Consider the following 26,657-nt stretch of genomic DNA (forward strand, 5'->3'; position numbering starts at 1 on the left):
TCCGCCGGACAGGCCCTGGCGGCAGCCGGCGCCCCGCTCAGGGTGCCCTCGTCTCCGACTCCAGGCTCGCCCTCGTCGCCGGGCCGTACACCCCGGACTCGTCCGTGCTGATGCCGCGGGCCCACTGGTAGGTGCGTACGGATTTCTCGACCCGGCCGTTGTAGAAGCCGTCCGTCTTGCCGTTGTAGAGGTACAACTGGCGCAGCCGCTGCTGGAGTTCGGTCACCTCGGGACCCCGGTCGCCGGAACGCAGCACGGGGCCGGGATCCGGGGGCGCGGGGGCGCGGAGGGTCGTCGCGGGCTGGGGCGGCTCGGACCGCTCCGGCCCGGCACCCGGCCCGGCACCCGGCCCGGCACCCGGCCCGGCACCCGGCCCGGCACCCGGGCCGGCACCCGGGCCGGTCCCGGCCTGCGGGGCAGACGCCGACGGCGACTGCGAGGCCGTGTCCGAAGCCGACGACGAGGACGACGACGAGGGCGACGACGAGGCGCTCTCGCCGTCGGACGGCGACCCGCTCGCGGAGGCCGACGGTGCCGACGACGCCCCGGAGGCTGTCGGCGAGGGCGTCGCGGACGTGTCCGCCGACGCGTCCGGCACGCTCTCCCGCACATAGCGCGACGCGCGATCCCGCTCCGGAGAGTCGTAGGAGAGCAGCCCACTTGTGAACCCGGCCGCCGCCACGACCGCGGCCACGGCCGCGCACACGGCGAGCACGACCGTCGTGCGGCGGCGCCGGCCGCCACGGCGGGCAGACTGCGGCCCCTCGGCGCCGGCGCCGACGTCGATGCCGGCGGCCGGCCCGGCGGTCGTGGACTCGAACAGGCTGAGGTCGGACGCGTTCGGCCCGCCCCGCTGCGGTGCCAGCGGGGCGGACAGCCCGGGTGCGGCTCGCAGCGGCATCGTCGAGTCCGCGGGTACGGCCCGCAGCGGCATCGTGGCGTCCGCGGGGGCGGTTCGCTCCGGCTCCCCCTGGGGGCGCGCCTGCGCGCTCTCCTCGCCCTCGGCGCCCCGTTCCGCCTCCTCGAGCTCCACGTACGGCCGTATCCGCAGCGGATCGAAGTCCTCGGCCGCCGCCGCCTCAGCCGTCCGCGCGTCGCGCAGCGCGTCGGACGCCCGGCTCCCGCAGGCGCACGACGGGGCGTTGCCCGTGCCCCGGGGTGCCCCGCACTCCGGGCAGACGTGCCCCCTCCGCTCTTCCACGCGTCGGTCCCTTCCCTTGCGAACTCCAAGGATTATGCAGATCTTCCACACGCCACCTCCCCGAAGCCCCCCCGGAATGGCGGCGTCCAGCAGGACTCAACGGGCCATAACGGGTCACACCCATGACGATGGAAGATGTCACGAGAGCCTCGGGAGGTCTCCATGGCCGGGGATGCGCACGGCAGGAGCGGGACGACCGGCGAGGTGCGGGAACCGGAGCCGCCGTCCGCGCCGCCCTTGCACGGCGGTGCCGTGCCCGAGCCCGAGCACGTGCCCGGCAACGTCCTCGTCTCGATCGGCGCGCTGCTCCTCGGGCTGCTGCTGGCCGCGCTCGACCAGACCATCGTCTCCACCGCGCTGCCCACCATCGTCAGCGACCTCGGCGGGCTCGACCACCTGTCCTGGGTGGTCACGGCGTACCTGCTGGCGTCGACCGCCGCGACCCCGCTGTGGGGCAAACTCGGTGACCAGTACGGCCGCAAGAAGCTGTTCCAGACCGCGATCGTGATCTTCCTGATCGGGTCCGCGCTGTGCGGCATGGCGCGGAACATGCCCGAGCTGATCGCGTTCCGGGCGCTGCAGGGCCTGGGCGGCGGCGGGTTGATGGTGCTGTCCATGGCGATCGTCGGCGATGTCGTCCCGCCCCGCGAACGCGGCCGCTACCAGGGCCTGTTCGGCGCGGTGTTCGGCGCGACCAGCGTCCTCGGGCCGCTGCTCGGCGGCGTGTTCACCCAGCATCTGAGCTGGCGCTGGGTGTTCTACGTCAACCTGCCCGTCGGCGTCGTCGCCCTCGCCGTGATCGCGGCCGCCCTGCACATCCCGCGCCGGGCGCAGCGCCACGTCATCGACTACCTCGGCACCCTTCTCATCGCCTCGGTCGCCACCTGCCTGGTGCTGGTCGCCTCGCTCGGCGGCACCACCTGGGCCTGGGGCTCGCCGCAGATCGTCGGCCTGGCGGTGCTGGGCGTCGTACTCGCCGTGACGTTCGTGGCCGTGGAGCGCAGGGCGGCCGAGCCGGTGCTGCCGCTCAAGCTGTTCCGCATCCGCACCTTCTCCCTCTCCGCGGTCATCAGCTTCATCGTCGGCTTCGCCATGTTCGGCGCGATGACCTACCTGCCGACCTTCCTGCAGGTCGTGCGGGGCATCTCCCCGACGCTGTCCGGTGTGCACATGCTGCCGATGGTGGTCGGCATGCTGCTGGCCTCCACCGGCTCCGGGCAGATCGTCAGCCGCACCGGCCGCTGGAAGGTGTTCCCGATCCTGGGCACGGCCGTCACCACCATCGGGCTGCTCCTGCTGCACCGGCTCGACGAGCACAGCTCCACGGCCGGGATGAGCGGCAGCTTCTTCGTCTTCGGGCTGGGCCTCGGCCTGGTCATGCAGGTCCTCGTCCTCATCGTGCAGAACGCCGTCAGCTACGAGGACCTGGGCGTCGCCACCTCCGGCGCCACCTTCTTCCGCTCCATCGGCGCCTCCTTCGGCGTGGCCATCTTCGGCACGGTTTTCGCGAGCCGCCTCGGGGACACGCTGACCGCCGGGTTCAAGGGCGTCCATCTGCCGCCGGGAGTCTCGGCGAACGCGCTCAAGGCCGACCCGCGCGGCATCGCCGGCCTGCCGCCCGCGCTGCGCCCGGCGGCCCTGCACGCGTACGCCTCCGCCATCACCGACGTCTTCCTCTACGCCGCCCCGGTCGCCCTGCTCGGTTTCGTCCTGGCCTGGTTCCTGAAGGAGGACAGGCTGCGTGGTTCGGTCACGGCCCCCGACGGCACGCAGACGCTGGCCACCAACCCGGTCGAGCGGTCCTCGTACGACGAGGTGTGCCGGGCGCTGTCCCTGCTGGGCACACGCGAGGGGCGGCGCGAGATCTACCGGGAGATCACCGCGCGGGCGGGCTACGACCTCAAGCCCGCGGCGAGCTGGCTGCTGCTGCGGATCAAGAAGTACGGCTGGGCGGAGCCGGCCGTGCTGGCCGAGCGCAGCTCCGTCCCGCTGCACGTGATCATCGAGGCCGCCCGCCAGGTCGAGGAGCGGCGCCTCGCCGAGCGCCGGGGCCCGGACCTCGTACTGACCGAGGCGGGCCGTGAGACCGCCGAGCGTCTGGCGCACGCCCGGGAGGAGTCGCTGGCGGAGCTGCTGGGCGACTGGTGGGGCCCCGACCGGCCGACCGACCTGGTGCAGCTGGTGAAGGAGCTGACCGGGGAGCTGTGCGGCTCCGAGAAGGAACGGCCGCACGACGGGCGGCCGGTGACCCGGCCGGCCTGACCCTCAGGGTCCTCAGGCGAGGGACTTGCCGAACCAGTGCTCGGCGTACGGGTCGTCGTTGTGCGGCTCGGTCTCCGCATAGCCCAGCCGCGCGTACAGGGCGCGGGCCTCCACGAGGTCGCCGCGGGTGTCGAGGATCATCCGCCGGGCGCCGAGCGTGCGGGCCGCGTCCTCGGCGGCGGCGACCAGCAGCGCGCCGCCGCCCCTGCCGCGCGCCTCCTCGCGCAGGAACACCCGGGTGAGCTCGGCGGTCGCGGCGTCCAGCAGTCGTACGCCCGCGGTGCCGGCCGGGGTGCCGTCGTAGCGGGCGAGCAGCAACTGCCCCGTGGGCGGGGTGAGTTCGGCGCCCGTGTGGGCGGCGATCTCCCGCTCCAGCTCGTCGGGGTCGGTGCGGTGTCCCTCGTGCAGCAGGTACCAGCGGTCGCTGACCTCGGTGTAGTACGCCCGCCAGAGCGCGGTGGCGACGGGGGAGCCGTACGGCTCGGGGGCCACGGTCCAGGGGGAGGAGGCCCGGGTGGGGGTCGGGGACATGCGGGCATTCTCGGCGGAGGGCCCGGTGGGCGCGCAACCGGATATCCGGAGCGGCGGGCTTTGCGCCGCTTCACGCCCTGACGGGCAGTTTGTCGATCAACTTCCGGGCAACCCGATGGAAGAACCGGCCAGTTGGGCCGATCGATCCGGAAGGTGCCCATGTCCACAGGCCTGATCATCGCTTTGATCGTGATTGTGGCGGCCGTCGTCGTGGTGGCGGCCGTGCTGACCTCGCGTGCTCGTGGGGAGCACGGCGGGCGGAGCCTGAAGCGGCGCTTCGGTCCGGAGTACGACCGGACCGTGGCCCGCCACGACGGCGACACCAGGGCCGCCGAGCGTGAACTCGCCGCGCGCGTGGAACGCCACGGCGACCTGCGGGAGCGGTCGCTGGAACCGGCCGAGCGCGAGCGGTTCGAGGCGCGCTGGACGGCCGCGCAGGAGCGGTTCGTCGACTCGCCGCGGGAGGCGGTCGCCGAGGCGGACCGGCTGCTCGCCGAGCTGGCCGGGGCCCGGGGGTTCCCGGCCGACGGCCAGTACGAGGAGCAACTGGCCGCGCTGTCCGTGCACCACGGACACCACGTCCACGGCTACCGCCGCGTCCACCGCGCCGCGCACGCCCCTCTGGACGGCGCGCCGGAGAACCGCGCGAGCACCGAGGACCTGCGCGCCTCCATGGTCGAGGCCCGCGACCTCTTCGAGGACCTGCTGACCCCGGCCCGCGGTGACACCGCCCCCGAGGGCGCCGCCAAGTCCGGGACCCACCACGGCTCCCACCTCCCGTGGGCCCTCGACCGACGCCACGCGAAGGAGAGCTGATCGAGATGTCCGACGTGACACCCGGCGAAGGCCGAGGGCGCGCTGATGGCGGGGAGTGGGCCGAGAGCGGCCAGGATCCGGTGACGTCGCGGGAGCCGGCCGCGGGCCGTGATCCGGCCGCGGGCCGTGATCCGGTGGCGGGCCGCGAGACGGTTCCGGACCGGGACACGGCTGCCGCTCGCGAGGCGGCGCCGGGCGGTGGTGCGGTCGCGGGTCGCGAGGCGGTGCAGGGCGGCGGAGCGGTCCCCGGCGGTACCTCCGTGACCGGCCGGGAGGCCGTGGCCGGCCACGACGCCCCGAGTGGCGAGGCTCCGGCCGGCACCCGAACGGCGCAGGGCGGCGCCCCAGTACCGGGACGGGACGGCGTCCCAGGACTCGACGACGGGGCCGGCCGTGAGGCGGCGCCCGGAGCCGCTGGGGCTTACGGCGGGGGCGCCGGGGCATCGGAACGGGACGGCATTCCGGGACCTGACGGCGCCGACAGCCGCGGGACGGCGGCCGGTACCCGCGCGGCTCCTGGCGGGGCCACCCGGTCAGAGGGACGGGACGGCGTCCCCGCGTCCGGCGGCGGGGTCGGTCGTGAGGCGGCGGTGTTCGGGGCTGGTGGTGGAGCCGCTGGATCACCGGGGCGGGACGGTGTCCCCGCGTCCGGCGGCGGGGTCGGTCGTGAGGCGGCGGTGTTCGGGGCTGGTGGTGGAGCCGCTGGATCACCGAAGCGGGAGGGAGACTCCGCGGCTCGCGGCGCGCCCGCCGGCCCGAGCGGCCGTGCCGCGCCCACCCCGCTGCTCCCTCCCGAGGAGTGCGACGAGTTCGGGGCCCGGCTGCGGGGTGCTGTCGCCGGCTTCATCGACGGGCCACGGGGCGCCGTGGAGGAGGCGGACCGGGCGGTGGAGGAGCTTGCCGAGCGGTTCACCGAGGCACTGGCCCGGCGGCGCCGTACCCTGCGGTCGGCCTGGCTGGACGGTGACGGGGGGAAGGCCGCGGCGGTCGCCGACACCGAGCGGCTGCGGCTGGCCCTGCGGGACTACCGCGAGCTGGCCGACCGGCTGACCCGCCTCTGAACCGCCTACTCGGCCGCCGCCCGCCGCCGCCCGCGCCACTCGCGGACGACCTCCTCGACGTCGTACCGCTTCAGGCCCAGCGGAGGACCGGGCGGCGGCTTGAGCATCATGTCGAGGATCTTGGCGTTGATGTCCGCGACGATCTTGCGGACGATCCGCTCCGACGGGGCCGCGAGGGCCGCCGCGAGCGCGTCCTCGGCCTCCTTGCGCAGCGCGAGCGACGGAGGCAGGGCGGTCAGGCCCTCGCGGGCCATCTTGCGCTTGACCCACCACAGTTCCTCGTACGACATGTCGTCCGGCAGCGGCCTGCCCGCACCCGGCAGCCGATCGAACTCGCCGCGCCCCTGCGCGTCACGGATCTGCTTGTCGACCCAGGACCCGAACGGAACGCCGGGTGGCTTTCGCTCGGTCATGAGTTCATTGTGCCGGACGTGCCCGGGCCGGGCGATTTATCATGCCGCCGCGGTGCACCGACCCGGAGCTCCGCGCAAGGCATGGGCGCACCCGAGCACAAAGCAGCGGCTCGCGCGCCCCGAACCACGAGGAGCGCACGTGCTCGAACTCACCATGGCCGCCGTCTCCGGGACGGACGAGGGCTCCACGGCCGGGATGCTCATGGCCGACGCCCCCAGCGATCCGGGCGCCGTGCTGCGGGTGGGCCGGGACCGGGCCGTGTGCCGCCTGGTGACGCCCGACGACTGGCTGTTCGTCTCCCGGGTCCACCTGGAGTTCGTGTGCGGACCCGACGGCACCTGGCAGGTCACCTGGCTGCGCGGCTCCCAGCCGGACCCGTCCTCCGAGGTGCGCCTCACGGCCGGCGAATACATCCAGCCCCTCGCCTACGGCGGGACGGTCCCGCTGCCCCGGGGCGGCTCCGGCGAGATCGTCGTCCAGGACCGTACGAGCCCGCGCAGCATCAACGTGGGCTTTTACCAAGAGGTATGACGGCCCCTGCGGGCCCTACTCCACCACCCGCGCCAGCGCGAAGCCGTCGTGGCCCTTGCTGCCGACCGTCTGGATCGCCGTGCCCTCGAGTCTCGGGTGCTCGGCGATGAGTTCGAGGGCGGCCCGGGTGCCGCGCACGCTCGGGTCGGTGCTGGAGGCGTCGGTGACGCTGCCGCCGCGTACGACGTTGTCCAGGACGATCAGGCTGCCGGTGCGGGTCAGCCGCAGGGCCCACTCCACGTAGTGCGGGTTGTTGACCTTGTCGGCGTCGATGAAGACCAGGTCGAAGGGTGGCGGGTTCTCGTCGGCGAGCTTGGGCAGCGACTCGAGGGCCGGGCCCGTCCGCACCTCGGCGATCCGGTCGAGCCCGGCCCGCGCGATGTTGCGGCGGGCCACGTCGGCGTGGTGGGCGTCGTACTCCAGCGAGATCAGCCTGCCGTCGGCGGGCAGCGCGCGGGCCAGCCAGATGGTGCTGTAGCCGCCGAGCGTGCCGATCTCCAGGATGGCGCGGGCGCCCTGGAGCCGGGCGAAGAGCTGCAGCAGCTTGCCCTGGTTCGGCGTGACGTTGATGTGCGGCAGGCCCTCCGCGTGGCTGTCGCGCAGCGCGGCCCGCAGGGGTTCGTCCTCCGGGGAGAGCAGTGCGGTGAAGTAGGCGTCCACGTCGTCCCAGAGCTGCGAGTCGCTCATGCACCAAGCCTTTCGTATATCTAGTTAGTTATTCTAACTAGTCGTACTCGTGAATATAGCCGGGTACAAGGGTGCTGTCAGGGTATTTCAGTCGCTTGCGGGTGGCCATCCGCCACCATGCCGACGCCCCCCGTCCTGTCGCCGGCACCGGGTCGGCGGTGACGGCAGGACGGAGGGCGTGACTCCTGAGGGGACCGGACGCGGCCGGGCCTACGCCTCCACCGACGGCGCCGACCCCGGCAGCGGCCGCCCGGCCGACTCCGCCATGAACCAGACCGCCGCGCCGCCGATCAGCGACGCCCCCATCATGTAGTACGCGGGCATCATCAGGTTGCCGGTCGCGCCGATCAGGGCCGTGACCACCAGCGGGGTCGTACCGCCGAACAGCGACACGGAGACGTTGAAGCCGATCGACAGCGAGCCGTAGCGGACCCGGGTCGGGAACAGTGCCGGGAGCGCGGAGGGCATCGAGGCCGTGAAGCAGACCAGCAGCAGGCCCAGCGCGCCCATGCCCAGGCCCACCGCCGCCAGGCTGCCCTGGCGGATCAGCAGCAGCGCCGGGACCGAAAGGAGCAGGAAGCCCGCGCAGCCGGCCGCGATCACCGGACGGCGCCCGACGCGGTCGGTCAGCGCGCCGGCGAACGGCTGGGCGATCATCATCAGCACCATCACGCAGAGCACCACGAGCAGGCCGTGCGTCGCGTCGTGCTTGAGCACGCTGGTCAGATAGCTCGGCATGTACGACAGCAGCATGTAGTCGGTGACGTTGAAGACCAGCACCAGGCCCACGCAGAGCAACAGCGCCTTCCACTGGCCCGCGATCATCTCGCGCAGCGGCACCTTCGGACGGCTGCACCCGGCCTTCTTCGCCTCCGCCGCGAACGCCGGGGTCTCCTCCAGGCGCATCCGCAGGTAGAGGCCGATGATGCCCATCGGGCCCGCGATCAGGAACGGGATCCGCCAGCCCCAGGAGGTCAGCTGGTCGGAGGAGAGCAGGGCCGTCATCAGGGTGACCAGGCCCGCGCCGCCGACGTAACCGGCCAGCGTGCCGAACTCCAGCCAGCTGCCGAGGAAGCCGCGCCGCCGGTCCGGGGCGTACTCGGCGATGAAGGTGGACGCGCCCGCGTACTCACCGCCGGTGGAGAAGCCCTGCACCAGCCGGGCCACCAGCAGCAGCAGCGGTGCGCCGACGCCGATCGTGGCGTACGACGGGATCAGGCCGATCGCGAAGGTGCCCACGGCCATCATGATCATGGTGAAGGCCAGCACCTTCTGGCGGCCGATGCGGTCGCCGAGCGGGCCGAAGACCATGCCGCCGAGCGGGCGGACCAGGAAGGCCGCGGCGAAGGCGCCGAACGTGGAGAGCAGCTGTGCCGTCGGGTTGCCGGAGGGGAAGAAGACCTTGCCCAGGGTCACCGCGATGTAGCTGTAGACACCGAAGTCGAACCACTCCATCGCGTTGCCGAGCGCGGCCGCCTTCACGGCGCGCCTGACGAGCGCTGGGTCGGTGACGGTGGCGTCGGGGGTCTTGGTGAGGGATACGTACCGGGGAGCGGTGACTGTGGGGGCCGACAAGGTTTCGCTCGCCTACCTTTCGACGGGGACAGGGGCATGACCCACGCGTCGGCGCTGGCGAGCGGGCCGAGAACGGCCCACGCACGGCAGGCCGAAAAACGACCATAAGGCTGCTTGGTCCCCTTACGTACCGTACGCGATTCAATGCATACTGCATTCAAATACCCGATACGCAGGCACGCAGGTTCTCCGCCGGCCGTGTCCCGCGGCCCCGCGCTGTGACCCTTCTCGCGCCCCGCGAGCGCAACCGAACCGCCCTCGCACTGTCGCCAACCGGACAAAAGGCGGGTGGACGGCAGGTGAAGCGGGGGTGGCCCGCGTCCCTTCCCGGGGGGAGGTGTGAGCCTCGTAGGGTTCATGGAGGGGCACAGGGGCGGGAGGGCGGACGTCGGCGACCGGCTCGGTCGGGGCCGGCTCCACGGCGTCGGTGAGCCCCGCCCATTCTTCCCGCATGGCAGGGGCGCGAGCCGGGGCAGAGGCCCGCGTCTCGATGCCGGTCCCGTGCCGGGGCCTCGAGCTCGGCGGCGAGCCTGCTTCGGTGAGGTCTGGAGTGGCGTTCCACCGTCTATTATGCTGACGCATACATGACATCGACGTCACTCGGGACGGTCACCGTGCGCGGATCCTTCGTCAGGGCCACACTGGCCGCCGTACTCCTGCTGGTGCCCCTGGCGCCGGTCCCCGCGGCCGCCGCGGTGCGGGAGTCCGGGGCCGAGGCCGCCGCGCCGTCCGGAACCGCCGCGGACTGGACGCCGCCGCTCAGCACGCGGGGCCGCTGGATCGTCGACGCGCACGGGAACCGCTTCAAGTTGCGCTCGGGCAACTGGCACGGGGCCAGCGGCACGTGGAACGGGTCGGGGAGCGCCGAGGAGGACACCGACCACCACGCGGGGGAGAACTCCGGCCGCATTCCGCTGGGCCTGGACCGGGCGCCCATGGCCGAGATCATCGCCGGGTTCGAGGAGATCGGGATCAACAGCGTCCGGCTGCCCTTCTCCAACGAGATGATCCACGACAGCCGTCCCGTCACCGACCGCGCCGTCGCCGCCAACCCCTCCCTGCGCGGAAGGACACCACTGCAGGTGTACGACGCGGTGGTGCGGGAACTCACCGCCGCCGGCCTCGCGGTGATCCTCAACAACCACACCAACACGACCCGTTGGTGCTGCGGAGTCGACGGCAACGAACGCTGGAACGCGAGCCGGTCCACCGAGACCTGGGAGAACGACTGGCTCTTCATGGCCCGCCGCTACAAGGACAACCAGCGTGTCGTCGGCGCCGACCTCTACAACGAGGTGCGCCGCAGCGTCTGGGACGACCCCAACTGGGGCCTGGGCGACCAGCACGACTGGTTCGCCGCCTCGCAGCACCTCGGCGACCGCATCCTGACGGAGGCCGACCCCGACCTCCTGATCATCGTCGAGGGCATCAACTGGACGGGCATCCCGGTCGACGGCTTCGCACACGGACGCCCCACCCTGGAACCCGTACGCCGCCTCTCGCACACGCTCGTCGACTCCGGCAAACTCGTGTACTCGGCCCACTTCTACGACTACACCGGCCCGAACCACAGCGGCGCCACCGGACTGGGCGAGACCAGCGACCCCCGCTACCGCGACCTGACACCCACCGAACTGGTCGACGTCCTGAACCGCCAGGCGTTCTTCGTGACCGCCGAGCAGGACCGGCACTTCACCGCTCCCGTCTGGATCAGCGAGTTCGGCGTCGGAGGCCGCGACGAGACCGGCGCCGCACCGCGCGCCTGGTTCGAGAACTTCGTCGACCACCTGATCCGTACCGACGCCGACTTCGCGTACTGGCCGCTCGTCGGCTGGCACGATAACCGCAAGGGCAACGGCTGGGCCCTGCTGCACTGGGACGCGGGCGGCCACCGCATGGGCCTCTACGACGGGGACGACTGGCGGGCCGCCGCCTGGACCCGGCTGATCCGGGCCGCGGGCCGCACCGGCCACGTCGACCCCGTGGCGCACTGGTCGATGCTCAGCCCCGACCACGGCGACTTCGTCGCCTCCCGGCGGATGCGGGCCCTGCCCGACTGGAATCCCGGTGCCCGCAAGGCCGTCTGCCCCGACGGACAGCGTCTCCTCGGCCTGAGCCACACCGGCAGCCGCGGCCTGTGCTCGGACGTGTCCACCGGCCCCCTGGCCGACCCGGCCGGCACCCATGAGGTGGTCGTCGACGAGCGCCATGTCGCACCGGGCTACGACTGGGCCTACGGATACACCAAACTCCAGTGCGCCGACGGCCAGTTCCTCACCGGCTACAGCGTCCGCGGCTCAGCCGTCTCCGCCGCCCTGTGCGTCACCGCCCCGGCCGGGGCGCTCGGCGCGAGCGGCCGGACCGTCTGGTTCGGCCGGGGCGACGACAGGGGCCCGGCCCCCCGGGGCGGCGACTTCGCCCACGGCCACTACAAGGGCCAGTGCGCGAACGACGAGTACGCGGCCGGAATCGCCTGGACCGGCCGGCTGGGCTCCGCCCGGACCCCGGACGCCCTGTACTGCCGGAAACTGGGCTGAACCTCCGGGGTGAACGTCACCCAGTGACCGGTGGTACCGCGCTGCCCCACTGGTGGCTGTGCTGCTCGTCTTCCACCGCCGCATAGATCAGGCTCTGCAGACCCTCCGGCTCCGGTACGTGCTTCAGTGCGAGCGTCCCGTGTTCCGATCCCGACTGGATGGTCAGCGTTCCCTCGCGCAGGATCCGCTCCCACAAAGTGGCGCGGAACTCCACGTCGTTGACGCGGGCCAGCGGGATGCTGTGCCCCGTCTTCGTCAGGAAGCCCTTGCGCACGGAGACCCGCTTCGTCGTGACGATGTACACGGTGCTGCGCCATATCAGCAGTGGCCGCAGCCAGAACCACACGGAGACGATCACCGCCAGGCCCAGCACCACGTACCGGGCCACGGTGCCCCAGTCCTTGTCGGACGGAATCACCCACAACAGCGCGCCCGCCACCGCCCAGACGAGCACCAGGACGACGAACTCGCCGACCATCTGGGTCCAGTGCTGGCGGGTCGCGTGCACCAGCTCCTCGTCATCGGCCAGATGACGGTCCACGTTCACCATGAGCGGCATCCTGGCACATTGATTCCCGCATGGGTACGGCTCCTCCAGCCCGCGCCATCGGAAGCTCCTTGGTTCGTGTCCCTGCTGTGTGAGGACACCATCGCGTCGGCTTTGGCCACGGCGAACGCGGTCGGCATCGACGCGGGCAGTACGTTCCTGGTGACCCTGTCGACGGGGGGGGAAGGCCGCGAACCCGACACAAGCTCACCACTCGACCCGTCCGTGAGAACTGTCGTGATCGAGGACCTGACCGTCCGCGAGTGGACGTGCGACTGCGGCACGGCGCATGACCGCGATGTGAACGCGGCGCGCGACATCCTGGCGGTCGGGCCGGCCGTGTCTGCCCGTGGAGACGGCGTAGGACCTCAACGGGAGTCCTCCCGGACGGGGCGGTCGTCGGTGAAGCAGGAAGCCCAGCGGGCGACCGCTGGAATCCCCGCCTCCGGGCGGGGGAGGAAGCCAAGTGGTCCAGGCCCCACTTGAACACCCGCTCACCAAAGGGTCACCGCGCGGGCGCGTCGAAAGTGACCGGCGTCTCGAAGGCGGCCCGGCGGGTGGCACGGCGCAGCGCCCTGAGGACGGCGGGGCCGAGGACCAGGGTCAGTACGACGGTGACGGCGGCCCGGCCCAGGTCCCAGCCCAGCGAGGTGGCCAGGCAGTACGCCACGAAGCGGGCCAGGTTGGCGGGGACGCCCGCGTGCGGGTCGAAGGCGATGGCGGAGGCGAGGGTGCCCATGAAGGGCCAGCCCGCGAGGTTCATGACCGTGCCGTAGGCGAAGGCGGCCAGGAAGCCGTAGAGGCCCAGCAGAATCAGCTCCGTACGGCCGCGCAGGCGGTCCGGGCCCGGCAGCAGGCCCGCGCCCATGGTGAACCACCCCATGGCCAGCATCTGGAACGGCATCCACGGCCCCACCCCGCCCGTGAGCAGCGCGGAGGCGAACATCGTCACCGAGCCCAGCACGAACCCGAAGCCCGGCCCGAGCACGCGCCCGCTCAGCACCATCAGGAAGAACATGGGCTCGATACCGGCCGTCCCGGCCCCGATCGGGCGCAGCGCGGCCCCCGTCGCGGCCAGCACACCGAGCATGGCGACGGCCTTGGGGCCGAGCCCGGACTCGGAGATCGTCGCGGCGACCACGGCGACCAGGAGGACGAGCAGACCCGCGAAGAGCCAGGGCGCGTCCTGCGCGTGCGCGCTGAGCTGCGAGGCGGGCGGGGCGAGGAACGGCCAGGTGAAGGCGACCGCACCGACCGCGCTGACCAGGGCGAGCGCGGCGAGGGAGCGGGGGCCGAGCCGGACGGCCCGCGCCTGAGGATCAGCCTTCGTACGAACCCTCATGCCAGCGCCTCGCGGACCTGGGCCGCCGTGAGCCACCGCTGCGGGGCCAGGATCTTGGTGACCTGCGGCGCGAAGGACGGGGAGGACACCACCACCTCGGCCGTCGGACCGTCGGCGATCACCTCGCCCTCGGCGAGCAGGACCACCCGGTGGGCCAGCTCGGCGGCCAGCTCCACGTCGTGCGTGGCGAGCACGATGGCGTGTCCCTCGGCGGCGAGAGCGCGCAGCAGGGCGACCAGGCGGGCCTTCGCACCGTAGTCCAGTCCGCGGGTCGGTTCGTCGAGCAGCAGCAGGGGCGGCCGGGCGGTGAGCACGACGGCGAGCGCGAGCGCCAGCCGCTGGCCCTCGGACAGGTCACGGGGGTGGGTGCCGTCGGTGACGCCGGGCAGCAGCTCGGAGACCAGCGCACGGCAGGTCCCGGGGGCGGCCTGCGCGTCCTGGTCGGCCGCCGCGCACTCGGCGGCGACCGTGTCGGCGTACAGCAGGTCGCGCGGCTCCTGCGGGACGAGGCCGACCCGCCGTACGAGCTCGCGGGGCGACGTGCGGTGCGGGACCGCGCCGCCCACCCGGACCGACCCGCCGGACGGTTCGACCAGCCCGACGAGCGAGCCGAGCAGCGTGGACTTCCCGGCGCCGTTGCGGCCCATGAGCGCGATGGTCTCGCCCGGAGCGACGGACAGCCCGACGTGTCGCAGCGCCTGGATGCCGTCGCGGCGTACGGCGAGGGAGCGGGCCTCGGCCACGTGCATCGGCTCGGCCCCGGGCCCGGGAACAGCCTGCCGCCGCAGCCGCCACCGCGACGCCTGCCGAGGCACGGGAACCGGGGGCGCCGCGGCCGGAGCCGCACCCGTGGGCACGGGCTCCCGCCCGTCCAGCCGCCCTCTCAGATCCGCGGCCCGGCGGCGGGCGTCCCGCACGGTCAGGGGCAGCGGGGACCAGCCCGCCAGCCGGCCCAGGTCCACCACCGGCGGATACACGGGGGACACGGCCATGATGTCGGCCGGGGTGCCCAGCAGCGGGGCGGCGCCCGGAGCGGGGAGGAGGACGACCTGGTCGGCGTACTGGACGACACGTTCCAGGCGGTGTTCGGCCATGAGCACCGTCGTCCCGAGGTCGTGCACCAGCCGCTGCAGGACGGCGAGGACCTCCTCGGCGGCGGCCGGGTCGAGCGCCGAGGTCGGCTCGTCCAGGACCAGGACCTTCGGGTGCGGGGTGAGGACCGAGCCGATCGCTACCCGCTGCTGCTGGCCGCCGGAGAGCGTGGCGATGGGGCGGTCGCGCAGACCGGCCAGGCCCAGCAGGTCCAGGGTCTCCTCCACACGCCGCCGCATGACGTCCGGGGCGAGCCCCAACGACTCCATGCCGTAGGCGAGTTCGTCCTCCACGGTGTCCGTGACGAAGTGCGACAGCGGATCCTGGCCGACGGTGCCGACCACGTCGGCGAGCTCGCGCGGCTTGTGGGTGCGGGTGTCCCGGCCGGCCACGGTGACCCGTCCGCGCAGGGTGCCGCCGGTGAAGTGCGGCACCAGCCCGCTGACCGCGCCGAGCACGGTGGACTTGCCGACGCCGGACGGCCCGACGAGCAGCACGAGTTCACCCTCGGGCACCTCGAAGTCGACGCCCTGGACGGTGGGTCGGTCCGCCCCGTCGTACGTCACGGAGACATCCTCGAAGCGGATCACGACGGCTCCTTGAAGGCGGGACGTGCGGGGGCGGGTCGTGCGGGCGCGGCGAAGGCGGGGAGCAGGCCGAGGAGCACGGCGGCGGCGGGCCACAGCGGAAGAGCGGGCGCGACGAGCGGCACCACCCCCGGGTGCAGGGCCTCGGGATCCCGGGCGGCGGCGAGCACCAGCAGCGCCGCGACCACCGCGCCCGACCCCGCCACGGCACAGGACCGCGGGTTCCAGGCGTCGGGGCGGTAGCGGGTACGAGGAGACCGGCGCCCGCCCAGCCACAGACCGGCCAGGGCGGCGGCGAGCCCGGCGAGCAGCACCGGAAGACCGTAGGTGCCGCCTTCGGCGGTGAGCAGCCCGTACGTCCCCGCGCAGACGCCCAGCAGACCACCGAGGGTGAGCGCGGCGGTCGTACGGCGCACGGCGGGCGCGACCTCGGCGGTACGGCCGTAGCCGCGGGCGTCCATCGCGGCGGCGAGGGCCACCGAGCGTTCCAACGCGCCCTCCAGGACCGGCAGTCCGACCTGCAGCAGCCCGCGCACACCCCGGTCGGGCCGGCCCCGCAGCCGGCGGGCGGCCCGCAGGCGCCGGGCGTCGGCGATCAGGTGCGGGGCGAAGGTGAGCGCGACGACGACGGCGACCCCGGTCTCGTACAGGGCGCCGGGAAGGGACTTGAGCAGCCGGGTGGGCGCGGCGAGGGCGTTCGCGGCGCCCACGCAGACCAGCAGGGTGGCCAGCTTCAGTCCGTCGTACAGAGCGAAGACGACCGCCTCGGCCGTCACCCTGCCCCCGAGCCGGATGCCCTGCGCCCAGTGCGGCAGCGGGACTTCGGGAAGGGAGACGAGCACGTGCGTGCCGGGGACGGGCGAGCCGAGCACGACGGCGAAGACGAGACGGATGGCGAGAACGGCGAGGGCGAGCTTGAGAAAGGCGGTGTAGGAACGGGCGGAGGGCGTGGGGGGACGGCAGGTCACCACGACGTAGCCGGAGACCGCGAGGAGGAGGCCGAGCAGCAGCGGGTTGGTGGTACGGGTGGCCGCGGTCCCCAGAGCCAGGGCCCACAGCCACCACGCACCCGCGTGCACGGTGGTCTCACGCATCCCTGGTCTCACGCATCCCTGCGCCGCCGTGCCTGCCACACCGCCGCCGCGCCCAGCGCGAGCACCGCGGCAGCACCGGCCAGGAGACCCACCGACGGGCCGGTGCCGGGCTCGCTCTTCTCCTCGGCGGGGCTCTTCCCCTTCTCGCCCTCCTCGGCGGGGCTCTTCCCCGCGGCCACCTGCTCGCCGCACCCCTTTCGCGGATACCCGGAGATGGCGCACAGCAGGGCGTTGGCGTCGTACCGCAGCGGCCCCGCGACGGACGCCAGGGCCTCCGCGGTGGTCGCGTCGGCGGGCACCCGGGCACAGGCGGTCCGCGGCGCCGGCGGGGTCTCCCCGGCCGGGGCGTCCGCGCGGGTACCGAAGTCGAGCACGAGCGCGACCCGCTTGCTGCCCTCCCGGGCCGGCGTCCCGCCGCAGACGGCCCCGAAGCCGGCCGTCCCGCGCGGCTTGCTCGCGTCCTGGGAGTCCTCGCTCACCGAGAACCGGAACCCCTGCACGTCACCGTCGGAGGGACGCGCCGTCGACGGCCCCTCGGTGGCGTACGTCCAGCTCTCGCCGTCACGGTCCCAGAAGGACCAGTACCGGTACCCGACAGCCTGCGCCTGCCCGGCCCCGGCCGCCGGCAGGAAGGCGGCCAGGACGAGGGCGGACAGCATCCGCACCCGGCGTATCACGGCTGCTGCCCCGGCTTGTTCCTGCGTCCGCTCAGCAGGAACCCGATGCCGATGCCCGCGACGAGGAAGACACCGACGATCCACCAGACGCCGAAGGGGGAGTCGTCCTTCGCGGACTTCTCGGCGGCCCTGGTGTCCTCGGCGACCTTGCCCACGGCGGTGGCCTGGGGGGCGGGGCCGGTCGCGTTGAGCCGCTCGACCAGGTCGATGCCGCCGAAGTCACGCGGATCGGCCCCGGCGGCGTGGGCGGCGAAGACGAGCTGGGCGTAGGCCGCGGGCCCGCCCTGATCGGCCCACGCCTCGGCGTGCCGCTCCAGCCACTTCAGCGGCTTCTGCGCCTGTGCGGCACCGCCCTGCGCGGCGAGGGCGACGACGGCGTCGGCGGTGTTGCCGTAGTCGGGCTGGTCGGTGGCACCGGGAAGCACGGAGGTGAGGTGACCGTCCTTGGCGACGGCCTGCGCCAGGTAGGCCGCACCGTTGGCCGCCGCCCGGGCCGGGTCGGGCTTGTCGGCGTCGACGCAACGAGTAGTGCCGCCGGAGTCCTTGCCGCTGTTGCCCTGGGCGGCCAGGCCCTGCCCGAGCGCGCCGACGACGGCCGCCGCCGTGGCGTCCGCGTTGGCCTCGAGCTTGTCCTTCTTGTCCGGCTGGTAGGCGAAGGCACCGCCCCCGTCACCGGAGCACGGCAGGGCGAACCCGACCAGGGCGTCGAAGGGCGACTTGCCGTCCTTCACCACACTCTCGGGCTTCTCGCCCACGGCGGCGAGCGCGCCGATGACGACCGAGGTCGAGTTGGTGTCGCTGGGGCCGCCCGGCGTGTACCCCCACCCGCCGTCCTTGTTCTGCACGGACTTCAGCCAGGAGACCGCCTTGCCGGTCACGGCGTCGTGACCGCCGAGCGCGGCGAGGGCCTGTACGGCGGCGGCGGTGCTGTTGGTGTCGACCATCACCTTGGCGTCGCAGGCGCCGCCCGGCTCGGCACGGAAGGGGGCGAACGAACCGTCCGCGCACTGCTGCCCGGTCAGCCAGTCCACGGCCTTCGCGGCGGGCCGCACGCCCACGGTGTGCTGCGCGAGCAGGGCGAGGGACTGCCTCCAGACACCGTCGTACTTGGGGTCGGTGCTGCCGTAGAGCCCCGAAGGCGGCGACGGCGACGCGGACGGGACGGGGGACGAATCTGCGACGGCCGTGGGCGCCGTGAGACCGAGCACGGCGACGGCGGCTATGGCTGCGGCGCTGCGGCGGACGTTCATGATCGGCGGGTGCCTCTCCCTGCGGGGAGCCGGGCGGCACGGGACACCCCGGCGGCTCGGCTCCGTAGACCTCGACGGTGCCGTACGCCGGCGGACCCGCCGACGCACATGAGCCGGTCACGTCCCGCCCGGGGCAGTCCGGCTCGCCGCCCTCGCGGGACGGCTCACGGTTGCGGGTCAGCGCCGGATTCGCACCGGCTTCCCCCCGTACGGGTGTGATGACGACCCCGCCACTGTACCGGCCCGCCGGAAGGGCCCCGAGCCGGTGTTCCCGCCGGGGAAATAGGAGAAAAAAATCCCGGTTCGGGGGGTTCCATCCGGCCGTGGAGGATTATTCTAGAAGTGGCCTACGAGGCGAGTGAGGGAGTTCAACCGGAGTAGCCGACTTGGGCGAGACGCCGCAGGGCATCCGCCGAGGCCGACGTCGACGGTCGGGCTGAGAGGCTGAAGGTAGTAGTTGGACCGGAAGCGACCCCCATCACCTGATCCGGGCAATACCGGCGAAGGGAACCCGTCTCGTAGGTTCTTTCTCTGCCCTTCCCGGCCGGCCTGTTATTTCTGCCCTGCCGGGGGCGCCGCCAGGTCGATCAGGCGGCAGGCCGTCTCCACGTCGATCCTCACCTGGGCGATCGACGCGCGGCCCGAGAGCCAGGTGATCAGGGCCGAGTGCCAGGTGTGCTCGATCACGCGGACCGCGGACAGCTGCTCGGGGGTGGGGTCCTCCCGGCCCATCGCGTCCAGGATGATCGCGGTGGTCTGCCGGGAGACCTGGTCGACCTCGGGGCTCACACCGCGGTCCGCGAAGGTCAGGGCGCGGACCATCGCGTCGGCGAGCTGCGGCTCGCGCTGCAGGGCGCGGAAGGCGCGCATCAGCGCCTCGGCCACCCGCTCGGCCGCGCTCCCGCCGGCCGGCGGCTTCTTGCGCAGCGCGCCGTGCATCTGCTCCAGCTGGTCCTGCATCGTCGCGACCAGCAGGTGCACCTTGGACGGGAAGTACCGGTACAGCGTGCCGAGCGCCACCTGCGAGGACTCCGCGACCTCCCGCATCTGCACGGCGTCGAAGCCGCCCCGGCAGGCCAGCTGCGCGCTCGCGCGCAGGATGCGGCGGCGACGGGCCTCCTGCCGCTCGGTGAGGGGCGGTGTGGCGAGCCGGGAGGTGCTGGCTTGCGCAGGCATGGGTCCCGTTCCGTGACAGTCGGTGAGGCCCGGTGATCGGACCGCAGGCAGTGGCGCCGGGCCGTGGCGCGAATCACCTGATTCACTGCTCACAGCGTGGCTACCTGCCGGTAGATTCGGAGCCTCCTGAACGATCAAGTCTGAAACTTGTTCTAGATTAGCGTCCCGGCGTAACCTCGCGGGGCAGTGCAGTCAGAAGGGGGCCCGGAGTGACCGCTGAGGCCAGTCGAGCGGGGTCCCCGGCGGACCTCGCCGCAGACGGCGAGCGACCGCTCAGGATCGCACTCCTCACCTACAAGGGAAACCCGTTCTGCGGCGGCCAGGGCGTCTACGTACGCCACCTCTCGCGCGAGCTGGCCCGCCTCGGCCACCGGGTCGAGGTGATCGGCGCGCAGCCGTACCCGGTCCTCGACACCTTGGACGAAGACGGCCGGCTGGGCCTCACCGAGCTGCCCAGCCTCGACCTCTACCGGCAGCCCGATCCCTTCCGCACCCCCAAGCGCGACGAGTACCGCGACTGGATCGACGCGCTGGAGGTCGCCACCATGTGGACCGGCGGCTTCCCCGAGCCGCTGACGTTCTCGCTGCGCGCTCGCCGCCATCTGCGCGCCCGGCGCGGCGAGTTCGACGTCGTCCACGACAACCAGACGCTCGGATACGGGCTGTTGGGGGACATCGGCGCGCCCCTGGTCACCACCATCCACCACCCCATCACCGTGGACCGGCAGTTGGAGCTGGACGCCGCCGAGGGCCGGCAGCGGCGGATGTCCGTACGGCGCTGGTACGCCTTCACCCGCATGCAGAAGCGCGTCGCGCGCCGGCTGCCGTCCGTGCTCACCGTCTCCGGTACGTCGCGCCAGGAGATCGTCGACCACCTCGGCGTACGTCGGGACCGGGTCCACGTCGTGCACATCGGCGCCGACACCGACCTGTTCTCGCCCGACCAGGCCGTGCCGCAGGTCCCCGGACGGATCGTGACCACCTCCAGCGCGGACGTGCCGCTCAAGGGCCTGGTCTTCCTCGTCGAGGCACTGGCGAAGGTACGGACGGAGCACCCCGGGGCGCACCTCGTCGTCGTCGGCAAGCGGGCCGAGGACGGGCCCGTCGCGCAGGCGATCGAGCGGTACGGCCTCGAGGGTGCCGTCGAGTTCGTCAAGGGCATCTCGGACGCCGAACTGGTCGACCTGGTCCGCTCGGCCGAGGTCGCGTGCGTGCCGTCGCTGTACGAGGGCTTCTCGCTGCCGGCGGCCGAGGCGATGGCCACCGGTACGCCGCTGGTCGCCACGACCGGGGGCGCGATCCCGGAGGTCGCCGGGCGCGACGGCGAGACGTGCCTCGCGGTGCCGCCCGGTGACGCGGGGGCGCTGGCCGCCGGGCTGAACCGGCTGCTGGGCGACCCGGAGCTGCGGGCGCGGCTGGGCGCGGCCGGGCGTGAGCGGGTGCTGCGGCACTTCACGTGGGCCCGTGCGGCGGAGGGCACGGTGCTGCACTACCGCGAGGCTCTCGCCGGCTCCGCCGGCCCGACCCCGCGCCGCTCCGCGCCCCGGAATCCCGGCCGCTCCGCGGCCTCAGAGGCTGTCTACTCCGAAAGCAGGGCCACGTGCTGACCGTCGACTTCTCCCGGTTCCCGCTCGCCCCGGGCGACCGCGTCCTGGACCTCGGCTGCGGTGCCGGCCGGCACGCGTTCGAGTGCTACCGGCGTGGTGCGCGGGTCGTGGCGCTGGACCGCAACGGTGAGGAGATCCGCGAGGTCGCCAAGTGGTTCGCGGCGATGAAGGAGGCCGGTGAGGCGCCCGCCGGGGCCACCGCCACCGCCATGGAGGGCGACGCCCTCGCCCTGCCCTTCCCCGACGAGTCGTTCGACGTCGTCATCATCTCCGAGGTGATGGAGCACATCCCGGACGACAAGGGTGTACTCGCCGAAATGGTCCGGGTGCTGAAGCCGGGCGGCCGGATCGCGGTCACCGTGCCGCGCTACGGCCCCGAGAAGGTCTGCTGGGCCCTGTCCGACGCCTACCACGAGGTCGAGGGCGGCCACATCCGCATCTACAAGGCCGACGAGTTGCTGACGAAGATGCGCGAGGCGGGCCTGAAGCCGTACGGCACCCACCACGCGCACGCGCTGCACTCGCCGTACTGGTGGCTGAAGTGCGCGTTCGGCGTCGACAACGACAAGGTGCTGCCGGTGCGCGCGTACCACAAGCTGCTGGTCTGGGACATCATGAAGAAGCCGCTGGCCACGCGGGTGGCCGAGCAGGCGCTGAACCCGCTGATCGGCAAGAGCTTCGTGGCGTACGCGACCAAGCCGCACCTGCCGCGGCCGGCCGCGACCGGCGAGGCGGCCGCCCCGTGACCACTCCCCGGACAGAACACCTCGTCCTGCCCGGGGTCCTCACCGCCGGGCAGGCCGCCGCGACCGTGCGCGGCATCCTCGCCGCGCAGCGGGAGGACGGGGCGATCCCGTGGTTCCGCGGGCACCACCTCGACCCGTGGGACCACGTCGAGGCGGCGATGGCGCTGGACGCGGCCGGCGAGCACGAGGCGGCCGAGCGGGCGTACGCGTGGCTGGCCCGGCACCAGTTGAGCGACGGCTCCTGGTACGCGGCCTACGCCGACGGGGCGTACGACGAGGTCACCGACTACAGGCGGGAGACGAACTTCGTCGCCTACATCGCCGTAGGGGTGTGGCACCACTACCTGTCCACGGGCGACGACACGTTCCTGGACCGCATGTGGCCGGTCGTCCACGCGGCCGTCGAGTTCGTGCTGCGGCTGCAGCAGCCGGGCGGGCAGATCGGCTGGAAGCGCGAGGACGACGGCACGGACACGACGGACGCGCTGCTGACCGGGTGCTCGTCGGTCCACCAGGCGCTGTGCTGTGCGCTGGCGATCGCGGAGCAGCGGGAAGAGCCGCAGCCGGACTGGGAGTTGGCGGTGGGCGCGCTGAGACACGCGATCCGCGAGCACCCGGAGCGGTTCCTGGACAAGGACCGCTACTCGATGGACTGGTACTACCCGGTGCTGGGCGGTGCGCTGACCGGCGCGGAGGCGAAGGCGCGGATCGAGGCGGACTGGGACCGCTTCGTGGTGCCCGGCCTCGGCGTGCGCTGCGTCGTCCCCAACCCGTGGGTGACGGGCGGCGAGTCGGCCGAACTCGCCCTGGCCCTGTGGGCCGTGGGCGAGTCCGACCGCGCGCTGGACGTCCTGCAGTCCATCCAGCACCTGCGCGATCCGGAGACCGGCCTGTACTGGACGGGCTACGTCTTCGAGGACGAGGCCATATGGCCGCGGGAACTGACCACGTGGACCGCCGGCGCGCTCCTGCTCGCCGTCGCCGCGCTCGGCGGCCACGAGGCCACCTGCACGGTCTTCTCGGGCGACCGCCTGCCCAGGGGCCTGGACCCGGACTGCTGCGCCGCACCCGCCTGACGACGGCCGGCGGACCGGCCGCCGTCAGTGGCGGTGCATGCGGTTGGCGACGGCGTGGCCGACGAAGAGGTAGACCACGGCGGCCAGGCCGTAGCCGGCGACCACACGCGCCCAGGCCTCGTCGAAGGTGAACAGATCCCGGGACCAGCCGGCGAGCCAGTCGGCCGCGCTGTGGACGAACTGGACCAGTTCGTTGGCCCGGTTGGCGTCCAGCAGGTACATCAGTATCCACAGTCCGAGGATGACGGCCATGATGTCCGCGACCACCGCGATGACCGTCCCAGCGGAATTGGAACCCGTGCGATATCGAAGGGACATGCTGTCCGTCTGCCCCGGAATCCTGCTTGAAACCTGTAATGCGTACGAGGCGTGACGGGCGGACACCCTCGGTGCTCTGTTTTGACAAGCGCACCCAGGATCACACGGACCTCCGGAGTACCCGTAGCAACATATTCCGGGAGGAAACGTGCCCGTTCCGATACGGCGCCTCGCCGTGGCGCTCACTCTCTGCTGCGCCCTGCTCGCCGGCTCCACCCCCGCGTGGGCCGCGGGCCGGAGCACCGCGCACCATGAGCCGACCGTCGCCGTGGCGGCCGCCACGCCCAGCCCCACCACGTCGGCGCAGAAGCAGAAGTTCGCCAAGACCCGCTTCGTGGCGAACGCCGGTCTCGCCGCCGGGGCCACCTACGAGTGGATCGTGAAACCGTTCAGGGAGGGCAAGTTCAAGAAGGGCGCGCCGCATCGCAAGGCGACCCTCGCCAAGGCGGCCCTCGCGGGCGCGTTCGCGTACAACCGCCTCAGGGCGGCCGAACGCAACGCCAAGGGCGACCCCAAGCTCGCCAAGGCCCTCGCCGGGGTCAGCGGAGCCATCGCGGGCCTGAGGCACCTGCCCTCCAGGCTCCGTCATGGCGACGGCTCGGCGGTCAACGACTACAACAACACCATCAACAAGGTGAAGGGCGCCGGGGCCGGCGCGGGCGCCCCGGTCAAGAACAAGGTGCCGACCAACGCCCAGCTGCGCAGCGGCGCCACCTCCTAGGAGCCGTTCGGCTCCGCCGGCAGACGGCGACGGCCCCCCGCCCGGAAGAGCGAGGGGCCGCAGGGCTGCCCGGCGCGGGCCGGGTCAGCCGCGCTGGATGTTGGAGGCGTCCTGCAGGACACCGCGGCGGCCGTCCTGCATCTCGGCCAGCAGGCCCTGGCCGCGCTGCTCCACGGCCAGATACCACACGCCCGGCGCCAGTTCGGCGATCGGCGCGGGGGAGCCGTCCTCCGCGAACAGCGGACGCGGCGCCGGCACGGCGAACCAGAACGGCGAGAAGGCCCCCGCCGGCGGCTGACCCTGCGGGGCCTGCGGGGCCTGCTGGCCCTGCTGCGGCTGGGCGCCGCCGCCGAACGGCTGGGTCTGCTGCGGCTGTCCGCCGTACGGCTGCTGCCCGGCGCCCGGGTAGCCGTAACCGCCCTGCGGCTGCGCGCCGTAGGGCTGCGGCGTGCTCGGCCTGGGGGCGGGGACCAGAGCCGCCTGGAGGGCGGGGACCAGGGGGGTGGCGACGGCGGCGCCGGCCAGGACCAGGGCCGCGATGAAGCCGAGGATCAGACCGGCGGCGGCGGACGCGCCGTCAGGGACGCCCACGAGCGTCCAGAACAGGCTCCATGCGACGAGAACCGTGAACGCCGTGCCGACCGTCCCGAGGTCCAGGCCGGCGACCTTGCGGGGCTGCGGCAGGCAGCGGTTGAAGACGATCAGGGCGGCACCGATGACTCCGCCCATGTAGATGCCGAGACCGGTGCCGAGGCTGTCCCACGCGTTCTGGTCCAGTCTGATGAACCCGGAGATGGAGTAGAACTTGAGGAACGACGCGATGAAGAGCAACACCGCTGCTCCGATCACCACGCCGTCGCCCCGAGTGAGGGAGCGGATATTCACTTCAGGTCCTTCTGGGTCGTCTCGTCGTCGGTAGAGGCGTCGCCGTCACCATCTCGCCGTCAGGCCGCGGTGCGAAGCGCGGGGGGTGCCCTCGTCGTACGGATGACACTATCGTCCGTACGCCCGGGCTGTCCGTAGGGATGAGCGTCCCGGTCAGGACCCGCGCAGGAAACTCACGATTCCCTCGGAGATCCCCTCTGCCGCTTTCTGCCGCCAGTCGCCGCTGGTCAGCGATGCCGCGTCCTTGCTGTCGCGCATGTTGCCGCACTCGATGAACACCTTAGGAACCGTTGACAGATTGAGACCGCCCAGGTCCTTGCGCGTGACCAGACCGGTGCCGCCGCCGATGTAGTTCGACGGCCTCTCGCCCGTGACGCGTACGAAGTTGCCCGCGATGCGCTCGCCGAGATCGCGGGAGGCGGCGACGATCGGGCGGGTGTCGGCGGCGCCGGCGTGCACGGCCGCCGGAAGGATCACGTGGAAGCCGCGGTTGCCCGGTGCCGACCCGTCGGCGTGGATGGAGACGGCGGCGTCCGCGTGCGCGGCGTTGCCGATCCGGGCGCGCTCGTCCACGCACGGGCCCCAGGACGGTGAACCGTCGTCGTGGGTCAGTTTCACCGTGGCGCCCTGCGCTTCGAGGAGCGCGCGCAGCCGGTGGGTCACGTCCAGCGTGAACCGGGCCTCGGTGTAACCGGCGTTGGTGGACGTGCCCGTGGTGTCGCACTCCTTGCGGTTGGTGCCGATGTCCACCTTGCGGTTGATCTCGGAGGTGTGCTGGAAGTTGCCGGGATTGTGCCCCGGGTCGATGACGACGACCTTCCCCTTGAGCGGCCCGGAGGCGGCGGGCGAGGAGGTCGTGGGTGCCGAGGTCGCCGACGCGCTCGGCCGCTTGTCGTCCTGGCCGGGGTAGGAGGGCAGCAGCGGTTCCTCCGAACCGGAGGGGCTGCCGGTCGCCGACCGTACGGCAGCCGGGCCCGAACCGCCGCCCGAGGACCCCACCGTCTCGTACACCACCCAGCCCAGCAGCGCCCCGGGCACCAGCGCGGCGAGCGCGACGGTCAGCGGCCCACGCCGGAGACGGCGCGGGCGCTCGGGCTGCGGGGGACCGAATTCGGGGCCTAGGTACGACACGTCTGCGACTCTAACGGCGGGCGGAGGCGGCCGCTTCCGTTCGCCGCAGGACGCGCAGCGAGTCGGTCACCGAGACCTCGGTGAACTCCCCTGACTCCAGGGCCCGGAGGTAGACGCGGTACGGGGCCTGTCCGGTGAACTCGTCCACCGGGTCCGGGAACACGTCGTGGATGACCAGCAGGCCGCCCACCGCGACATGCGGGGCCCAGCCCTCGTAGTCGGCGCCGGCGTGCTCGTCGGTGTGGCCGCCGTCGATGAAGACCAGGCCGAGCGGGGTGTTCCACAGGGCGGCGATCCGCGGCGAGCGGCCGACGAGCGCCACCACGTGCTCCTCCAGACCTGCCCTGTGCAGCGTGCGCCGGAAGGTGGGCAGCGTGTCCATCAGGCCGATCTCGGGGTCGACCGTCTCCGGGTCGTGGTACTCCCAGCCGGGCTGCTGCTCCTCGCTGCCGCGGTGGTGGTCCACGGTGAGCGCGGTGACCCCGGCCTGCCGGGCGGCGTCGGCGAGCAGGATGGTGGAGCGCCCGCAGTACGTGCCGACCTCGAGCAACGGCAGCCCGAGCCGCCCGGCCTCCACGGCCGCCGCGTACAGCGCGAGCCCTTCGCCGGCGGGCATGAACCCCTTGGCGGCCTCGAAGGCGGCCAGGATCTCCGACGGGGGTCCCCCCTGCTCGAACGCAGCCGAGGGCTCGGGGGAGGGTGCCGCGGGCATGGGGTGGGGGTCCTTCCGGTCGTACGTCCGTTCCGGCCGCCATGCTGCCGCACCCCCTGCCGCCCGGGCGACCGGGGTGCG

General features: G+C 73.0%; 25 protein-coding genes, 1 pseudogene and 1 riboswitch. Of the genes and pseudogenes, 10 read left to right on the top strand and 16 right to left on the bottom strand.

Going from position 1 to position 26,657, the window contains the following annotated elements; all coding sequences use genetic code 11:
- Positions 1 to 37: 37 nt before the first annotated feature.
- Positions 38 to 1,201 (bottom strand): peptidoglycan-binding domain-containing protein, encoded by a 1,164-nt coding sequence (locus tag ACX25U_RS25465; protein ID WP_454383388.1) that lies wholly within the window; start codon positions 1,199 to 1,201, stop codon positions 38 to 40.
- A 162-nt stretch (positions 1,202 to 1,363) separates the two neighbouring features.
- Here ACX25U_RS25465 and ACX25U_RS25470 point away from each other — a divergent pair, with 162 nt between their 5' ends.
- On the top strand, positions 1,364 to 3,463 hold the full coding sequence (locus tag ACX25U_RS25470; protein WP_454383389.1) for a DHA2 family efflux MFS transporter permease subunit: 2,100 nt from the start codon (positions 1,364 to 1,366) through the stop codon (positions 3,461 to 3,463).
- A 12-nt stretch (positions 3,464 to 3,475) separates the two neighbouring features.
- On the opposite strand, the gene ACX25U_RS25475 is transcribed toward ACX25U_RS25470, so the two are convergent.
- Positions 3,476 to 3,994, bottom strand: coding sequence for a GNAT family N-acetyltransferase (locus ACX25U_RS25475; RefSeq protein WP_454383390.1), 519 nt, complete (start codon positions 3,992 to 3,994; stop codon positions 3,476 to 3,478).
- Between the two features lie 159 nt (positions 3,995 to 4,153).
- Between ACX25U_RS25475 and ACX25U_RS25480 the strand changes: the two genes are divergently transcribed.
- Together ACX25U_RS25480 and ACX25U_RS25485 are read left to right on the top strand one after the other, a co-directional pair.
- Positions 4,154 to 4,810, top strand: a complete 657-nt coding sequence (locus ACX25U_RS25480) for a hypothetical protein (RefSeq protein ID WP_454383391.1) — start codon at positions 4,154 to 4,156, stop codon at positions 4,808 to 4,810.
- A 5-nt stretch (positions 4,811 to 4,815) separates the two neighbouring features.
- A complete protein-coding gene (locus ACX25U_RS25485; RefSeq protein ID WP_454383393.1) occupies positions 4,816 to 5,871 on the top strand; it encodes a hypothetical protein in 1,056 nt (351 codons plus the stop codon).
- 5 nt (positions 5,872 to 5,876) lie between these two features.
- Here the strand turns inward: ACX25U_RS25485 and ACX25U_RS25490 are convergent, their stop codons facing one another.
- On the bottom strand, positions 5,877 to 6,284 hold the full coding sequence (locus ACX25U_RS25490; RefSeq protein ID WP_454383394.1) for a DnaJ family domain-containing protein: 408 nt from the start codon (positions 6,282 to 6,284) through the stop codon (positions 5,877 to 5,879).
- Between the two features lie 139 nt (positions 6,285 to 6,423).
- On the opposite strand from ACX25U_RS25490, the gene ACX25U_RS25495 reads away from it, so the two are divergent.
- Entirely contained in the window at positions 6,424 to 6,816 is a 393-nt protein-coding gene (locus tag ACX25U_RS25495; protein WP_454383395.1) for a hypothetical protein, read from the top strand.
- Positions 6,817 to 6,831: 15 nt separating this feature from the next.
- On the opposite strand, the gene ACX25U_RS25500 is transcribed toward ACX25U_RS25495, so the two are convergent.
- Both ACX25U_RS25500 and ACX25U_RS25505 read right to left on the bottom strand, forming a co-directional pair.
- Positions 6,832 to 7,503, bottom strand: coding sequence for an O-methyltransferase (locus ACX25U_RS25500; RefSeq protein ID WP_454383396.1), 672 nt, complete (start codon positions 7,501 to 7,503; stop codon positions 6,832 to 6,834).
- Positions 7,504 to 7,713: 210 nt separating this feature from the next.
- Complete coding sequence (locus tag ACX25U_RS25505; RefSeq protein WP_454383397.1) at positions 7,714 to 9,078, bottom strand: MFS transporter; 1,365 nt, start codon at positions 9,076 to 9,078, stop codon at positions 7,714 to 7,716.
- 584 nt (positions 9,079 to 9,662) lie between these two features.
- Here ACX25U_RS25505 and ACX25U_RS25510 point away from each other — a divergent pair.
- Positions 9,663 to 11,615 (top strand): glycoside hydrolase family 5 protein, encoded by a 1,953-nt coding sequence (locus ACX25U_RS25510; protein ID WP_454383398.1) that lies wholly within the window; start codon positions 9,663 to 9,665, stop codon positions 11,613 to 11,615.
- A 16-nt stretch (positions 11,616 to 11,631) separates the two neighbouring features.
- Here ACX25U_RS25510 and ACX25U_RS25515 read toward each other — a convergent pair whose 3' ends face one another.
- The gene (locus tag ACX25U_RS25515) at positions 11,632 to 12,165 is read right to left on the bottom strand and encodes a PH domain-containing protein (RefSeq protein ID WP_454383400.1); all 534 of its coding nucleotides are present in this window, start codon (positions 12,163 to 12,165) and stop codon (positions 11,632 to 11,634) included.
- A 69-nt stretch (positions 12,166 to 12,234) separates the two neighbouring features.
- Here ACX25U_RS25515 and ACX25U_RS25520 point away from each other — a divergent pair.
- Positions 12,235 to 12,648: pseudogene (locus ACX25U_RS25520) on the top strand (zinc ribbon domain-containing protein); the annotation flags it as partial.
- A 19-nt stretch (positions 12,649 to 12,667) separates the two neighbouring features.
- Here the strand turns inward: ACX25U_RS25520 and ACX25U_RS25525 are convergent.
- The 6 genes from ACX25U_RS25525 to ACX25U_RS25550 all read right to left on the bottom strand — a co-directional run bounded on the left by ACX25U_RS25525 (position 12,668) and on the right by ACX25U_RS25550 (position 19,380).
- Positions 12,668 to 13,504, bottom strand: coding sequence for an ECF transporter S component (locus ACX25U_RS25525; RefSeq protein WP_454383402.1), 837 nt, complete (start codon positions 13,502 to 13,504; stop codon positions 12,668 to 12,670).
- A complete protein-coding gene (locus tag ACX25U_RS25530) occupies positions 13,501 to 15,186 on the bottom strand; it encodes an ABC transporter ATP-binding protein (RefSeq protein WP_454383403.1) in 1,686 nt (561 codons plus the stop codon). The genes ACX25U_RS25525 and ACX25U_RS25530 overlap by 4 nt, the downstream gene beginning before the upstream one ends.
- Positions 15,183 to 16,277 carry a CbiQ family ECF transporter T component gene (locus ACX25U_RS25535; protein ID WP_454383405.1) on the bottom strand — a complete coding sequence of 365 codons (1,095 nt, stop codon included), beginning with the start codon at positions 16,275 to 16,277 and terminating at the stop codon, positions 15,183 to 15,185. Before ACX25U_RS25535 ends, ACX25U_RS25530 begins: the two co-directional genes overlap by 4 nt.
- 8 nt (positions 16,278 to 16,285) lie before the next feature.
- Positions 16,286 to 16,936, bottom strand: coding sequence for an SCO2322 family protein (locus tag ACX25U_RS25540; RefSeq protein ID WP_454394506.1), 651 nt, complete (start codon positions 16,934 to 16,936; stop codon positions 16,286 to 16,288).
- A gap of 14 nt (positions 16,937 to 16,950) precedes the next feature.
- The gene (locus tag ACX25U_RS25545) at positions 16,951 to 18,204 is read right to left on the bottom strand and encodes a prenyltransferase/squalene oxidase repeat-containing protein (RefSeq protein ID WP_454383407.1); all 1,254 of its coding nucleotides are present in this window, start codon (positions 18,202 to 18,204) and stop codon (positions 16,951 to 16,953) included.
- A 143-nt stretch (positions 18,205 to 18,347) separates the two neighbouring features.
- Positions 18,348 to 18,406: riboswitch (cobalamin riboswitch) on the bottom strand.
- A gap of 350 nt (positions 18,407 to 18,756) precedes the next feature.
- Positions 18,757 to 19,380, bottom strand: a complete 624-nt coding sequence (locus ACX25U_RS25550; protein ID WP_454383408.1) for a TetR family transcriptional regulator — start codon at positions 19,378 to 19,380, stop codon at positions 18,757 to 18,759.
- A gap of 209 nt (positions 19,381 to 19,589) precedes the next feature.
- Between ACX25U_RS25550 and ACX25U_RS25555 the strand changes: the two genes are divergently transcribed.
- Genes ACX25U_RS25555 through ACX25U_RS25565 form a run of 3 tightly spaced genes read left to right on the top strand, consistent with a single transcriptional unit; the run spans position 19,590 to position 22,809 of the window.
- Positions 19,590 to 20,987 carry a glycosyltransferase family 4 protein gene (locus ACX25U_RS25555; RefSeq protein ID WP_454383409.1) on the top strand — a complete coding sequence of 466 codons (1,398 nt, stop codon included), beginning with the start codon at positions 19,590 to 19,592 and terminating at the stop codon, positions 20,985 to 20,987.
- On the top strand, positions 20,981 to 21,733 hold the full coding sequence (locus ACX25U_RS25560; protein WP_454383411.1) for a class I SAM-dependent methyltransferase: 753 nt from the start codon (positions 20,981 to 20,983) through the stop codon (positions 21,731 to 21,733). The genes ACX25U_RS25555 and ACX25U_RS25560 overlap by 7 nt, the downstream gene beginning before the upstream one ends.
- Complete coding sequence (locus tag ACX25U_RS25565; RefSeq protein ID WP_454383413.1) at positions 21,730 to 22,809, top strand: prenyltransferase/squalene oxidase repeat-containing protein; 1,080 nt, start codon at positions 21,730 to 21,732, stop codon at positions 22,807 to 22,809. Before ACX25U_RS25560 ends, ACX25U_RS25565 begins: the two co-directional genes overlap by 4 nt.
- A 24-nt stretch (positions 22,810 to 22,833) precedes the next feature.
- Here the strand turns inward: ACX25U_RS25565 and ACX25U_RS25570 are convergent, their stop codons facing one another.
- Complete coding sequence (locus ACX25U_RS25570; RefSeq protein WP_454383414.1) at positions 22,834 to 23,127, bottom strand: hypothetical protein; 294 nt, start codon at positions 23,125 to 23,127, stop codon at positions 22,834 to 22,836.
- Between the two features lie 148 nt (positions 23,128 to 23,275).
- On the opposite strand from ACX25U_RS25570, the gene ACX25U_RS25575 reads away from it, so the two are divergent.
- Positions 23,276 to 23,848, top strand: coding sequence for a hypothetical protein (locus tag ACX25U_RS25575; RefSeq protein ID WP_454383416.1), 573 nt, complete (start codon positions 23,276 to 23,278; stop codon positions 23,846 to 23,848).
- Between the two features lie 84 nt (positions 23,849 to 23,932).
- Here ACX25U_RS25575 and ACX25U_RS25580 read toward each other — a convergent pair whose 3' ends face one another.
- The 3 genes from ACX25U_RS25580 to ACX25U_RS25590 all read right to left on the bottom strand — a co-directional run bounded on the left by ACX25U_RS25580 (position 23,933) and on the right by ACX25U_RS25590 (position 26,576).
- The gene (locus ACX25U_RS25580) at positions 23,933 to 24,733 is read right to left on the bottom strand and encodes a hypothetical protein (protein WP_454383417.1); all 801 of its coding nucleotides are present in this window, start codon (positions 24,731 to 24,733) and stop codon (positions 23,933 to 23,935) included.
- A 153-nt stretch (positions 24,734 to 24,886) separates the two neighbouring features.
- Entirely contained in the window at positions 24,887 to 25,864 is a 978-nt protein-coding gene (locus ACX25U_RS25585) for an N-acetylmuramoyl-L-alanine amidase (RefSeq protein ID WP_454383419.1), read from the bottom strand.
- Positions 25,865 to 25,874: 10 nt separating this feature from the next.
- Positions 25,875 to 26,576, bottom strand: a complete 702-nt coding sequence (locus ACX25U_RS25590) for a class I SAM-dependent methyltransferase (RefSeq protein ID WP_454383421.1) — start codon at positions 26,574 to 26,576, stop codon at positions 25,875 to 25,877.
- Positions 26,577 to 26,657: the final 81 nt, after the last annotated feature.

The organism is Streptomyces sp. JNUCC 63, from assembly GCF_054366325.1.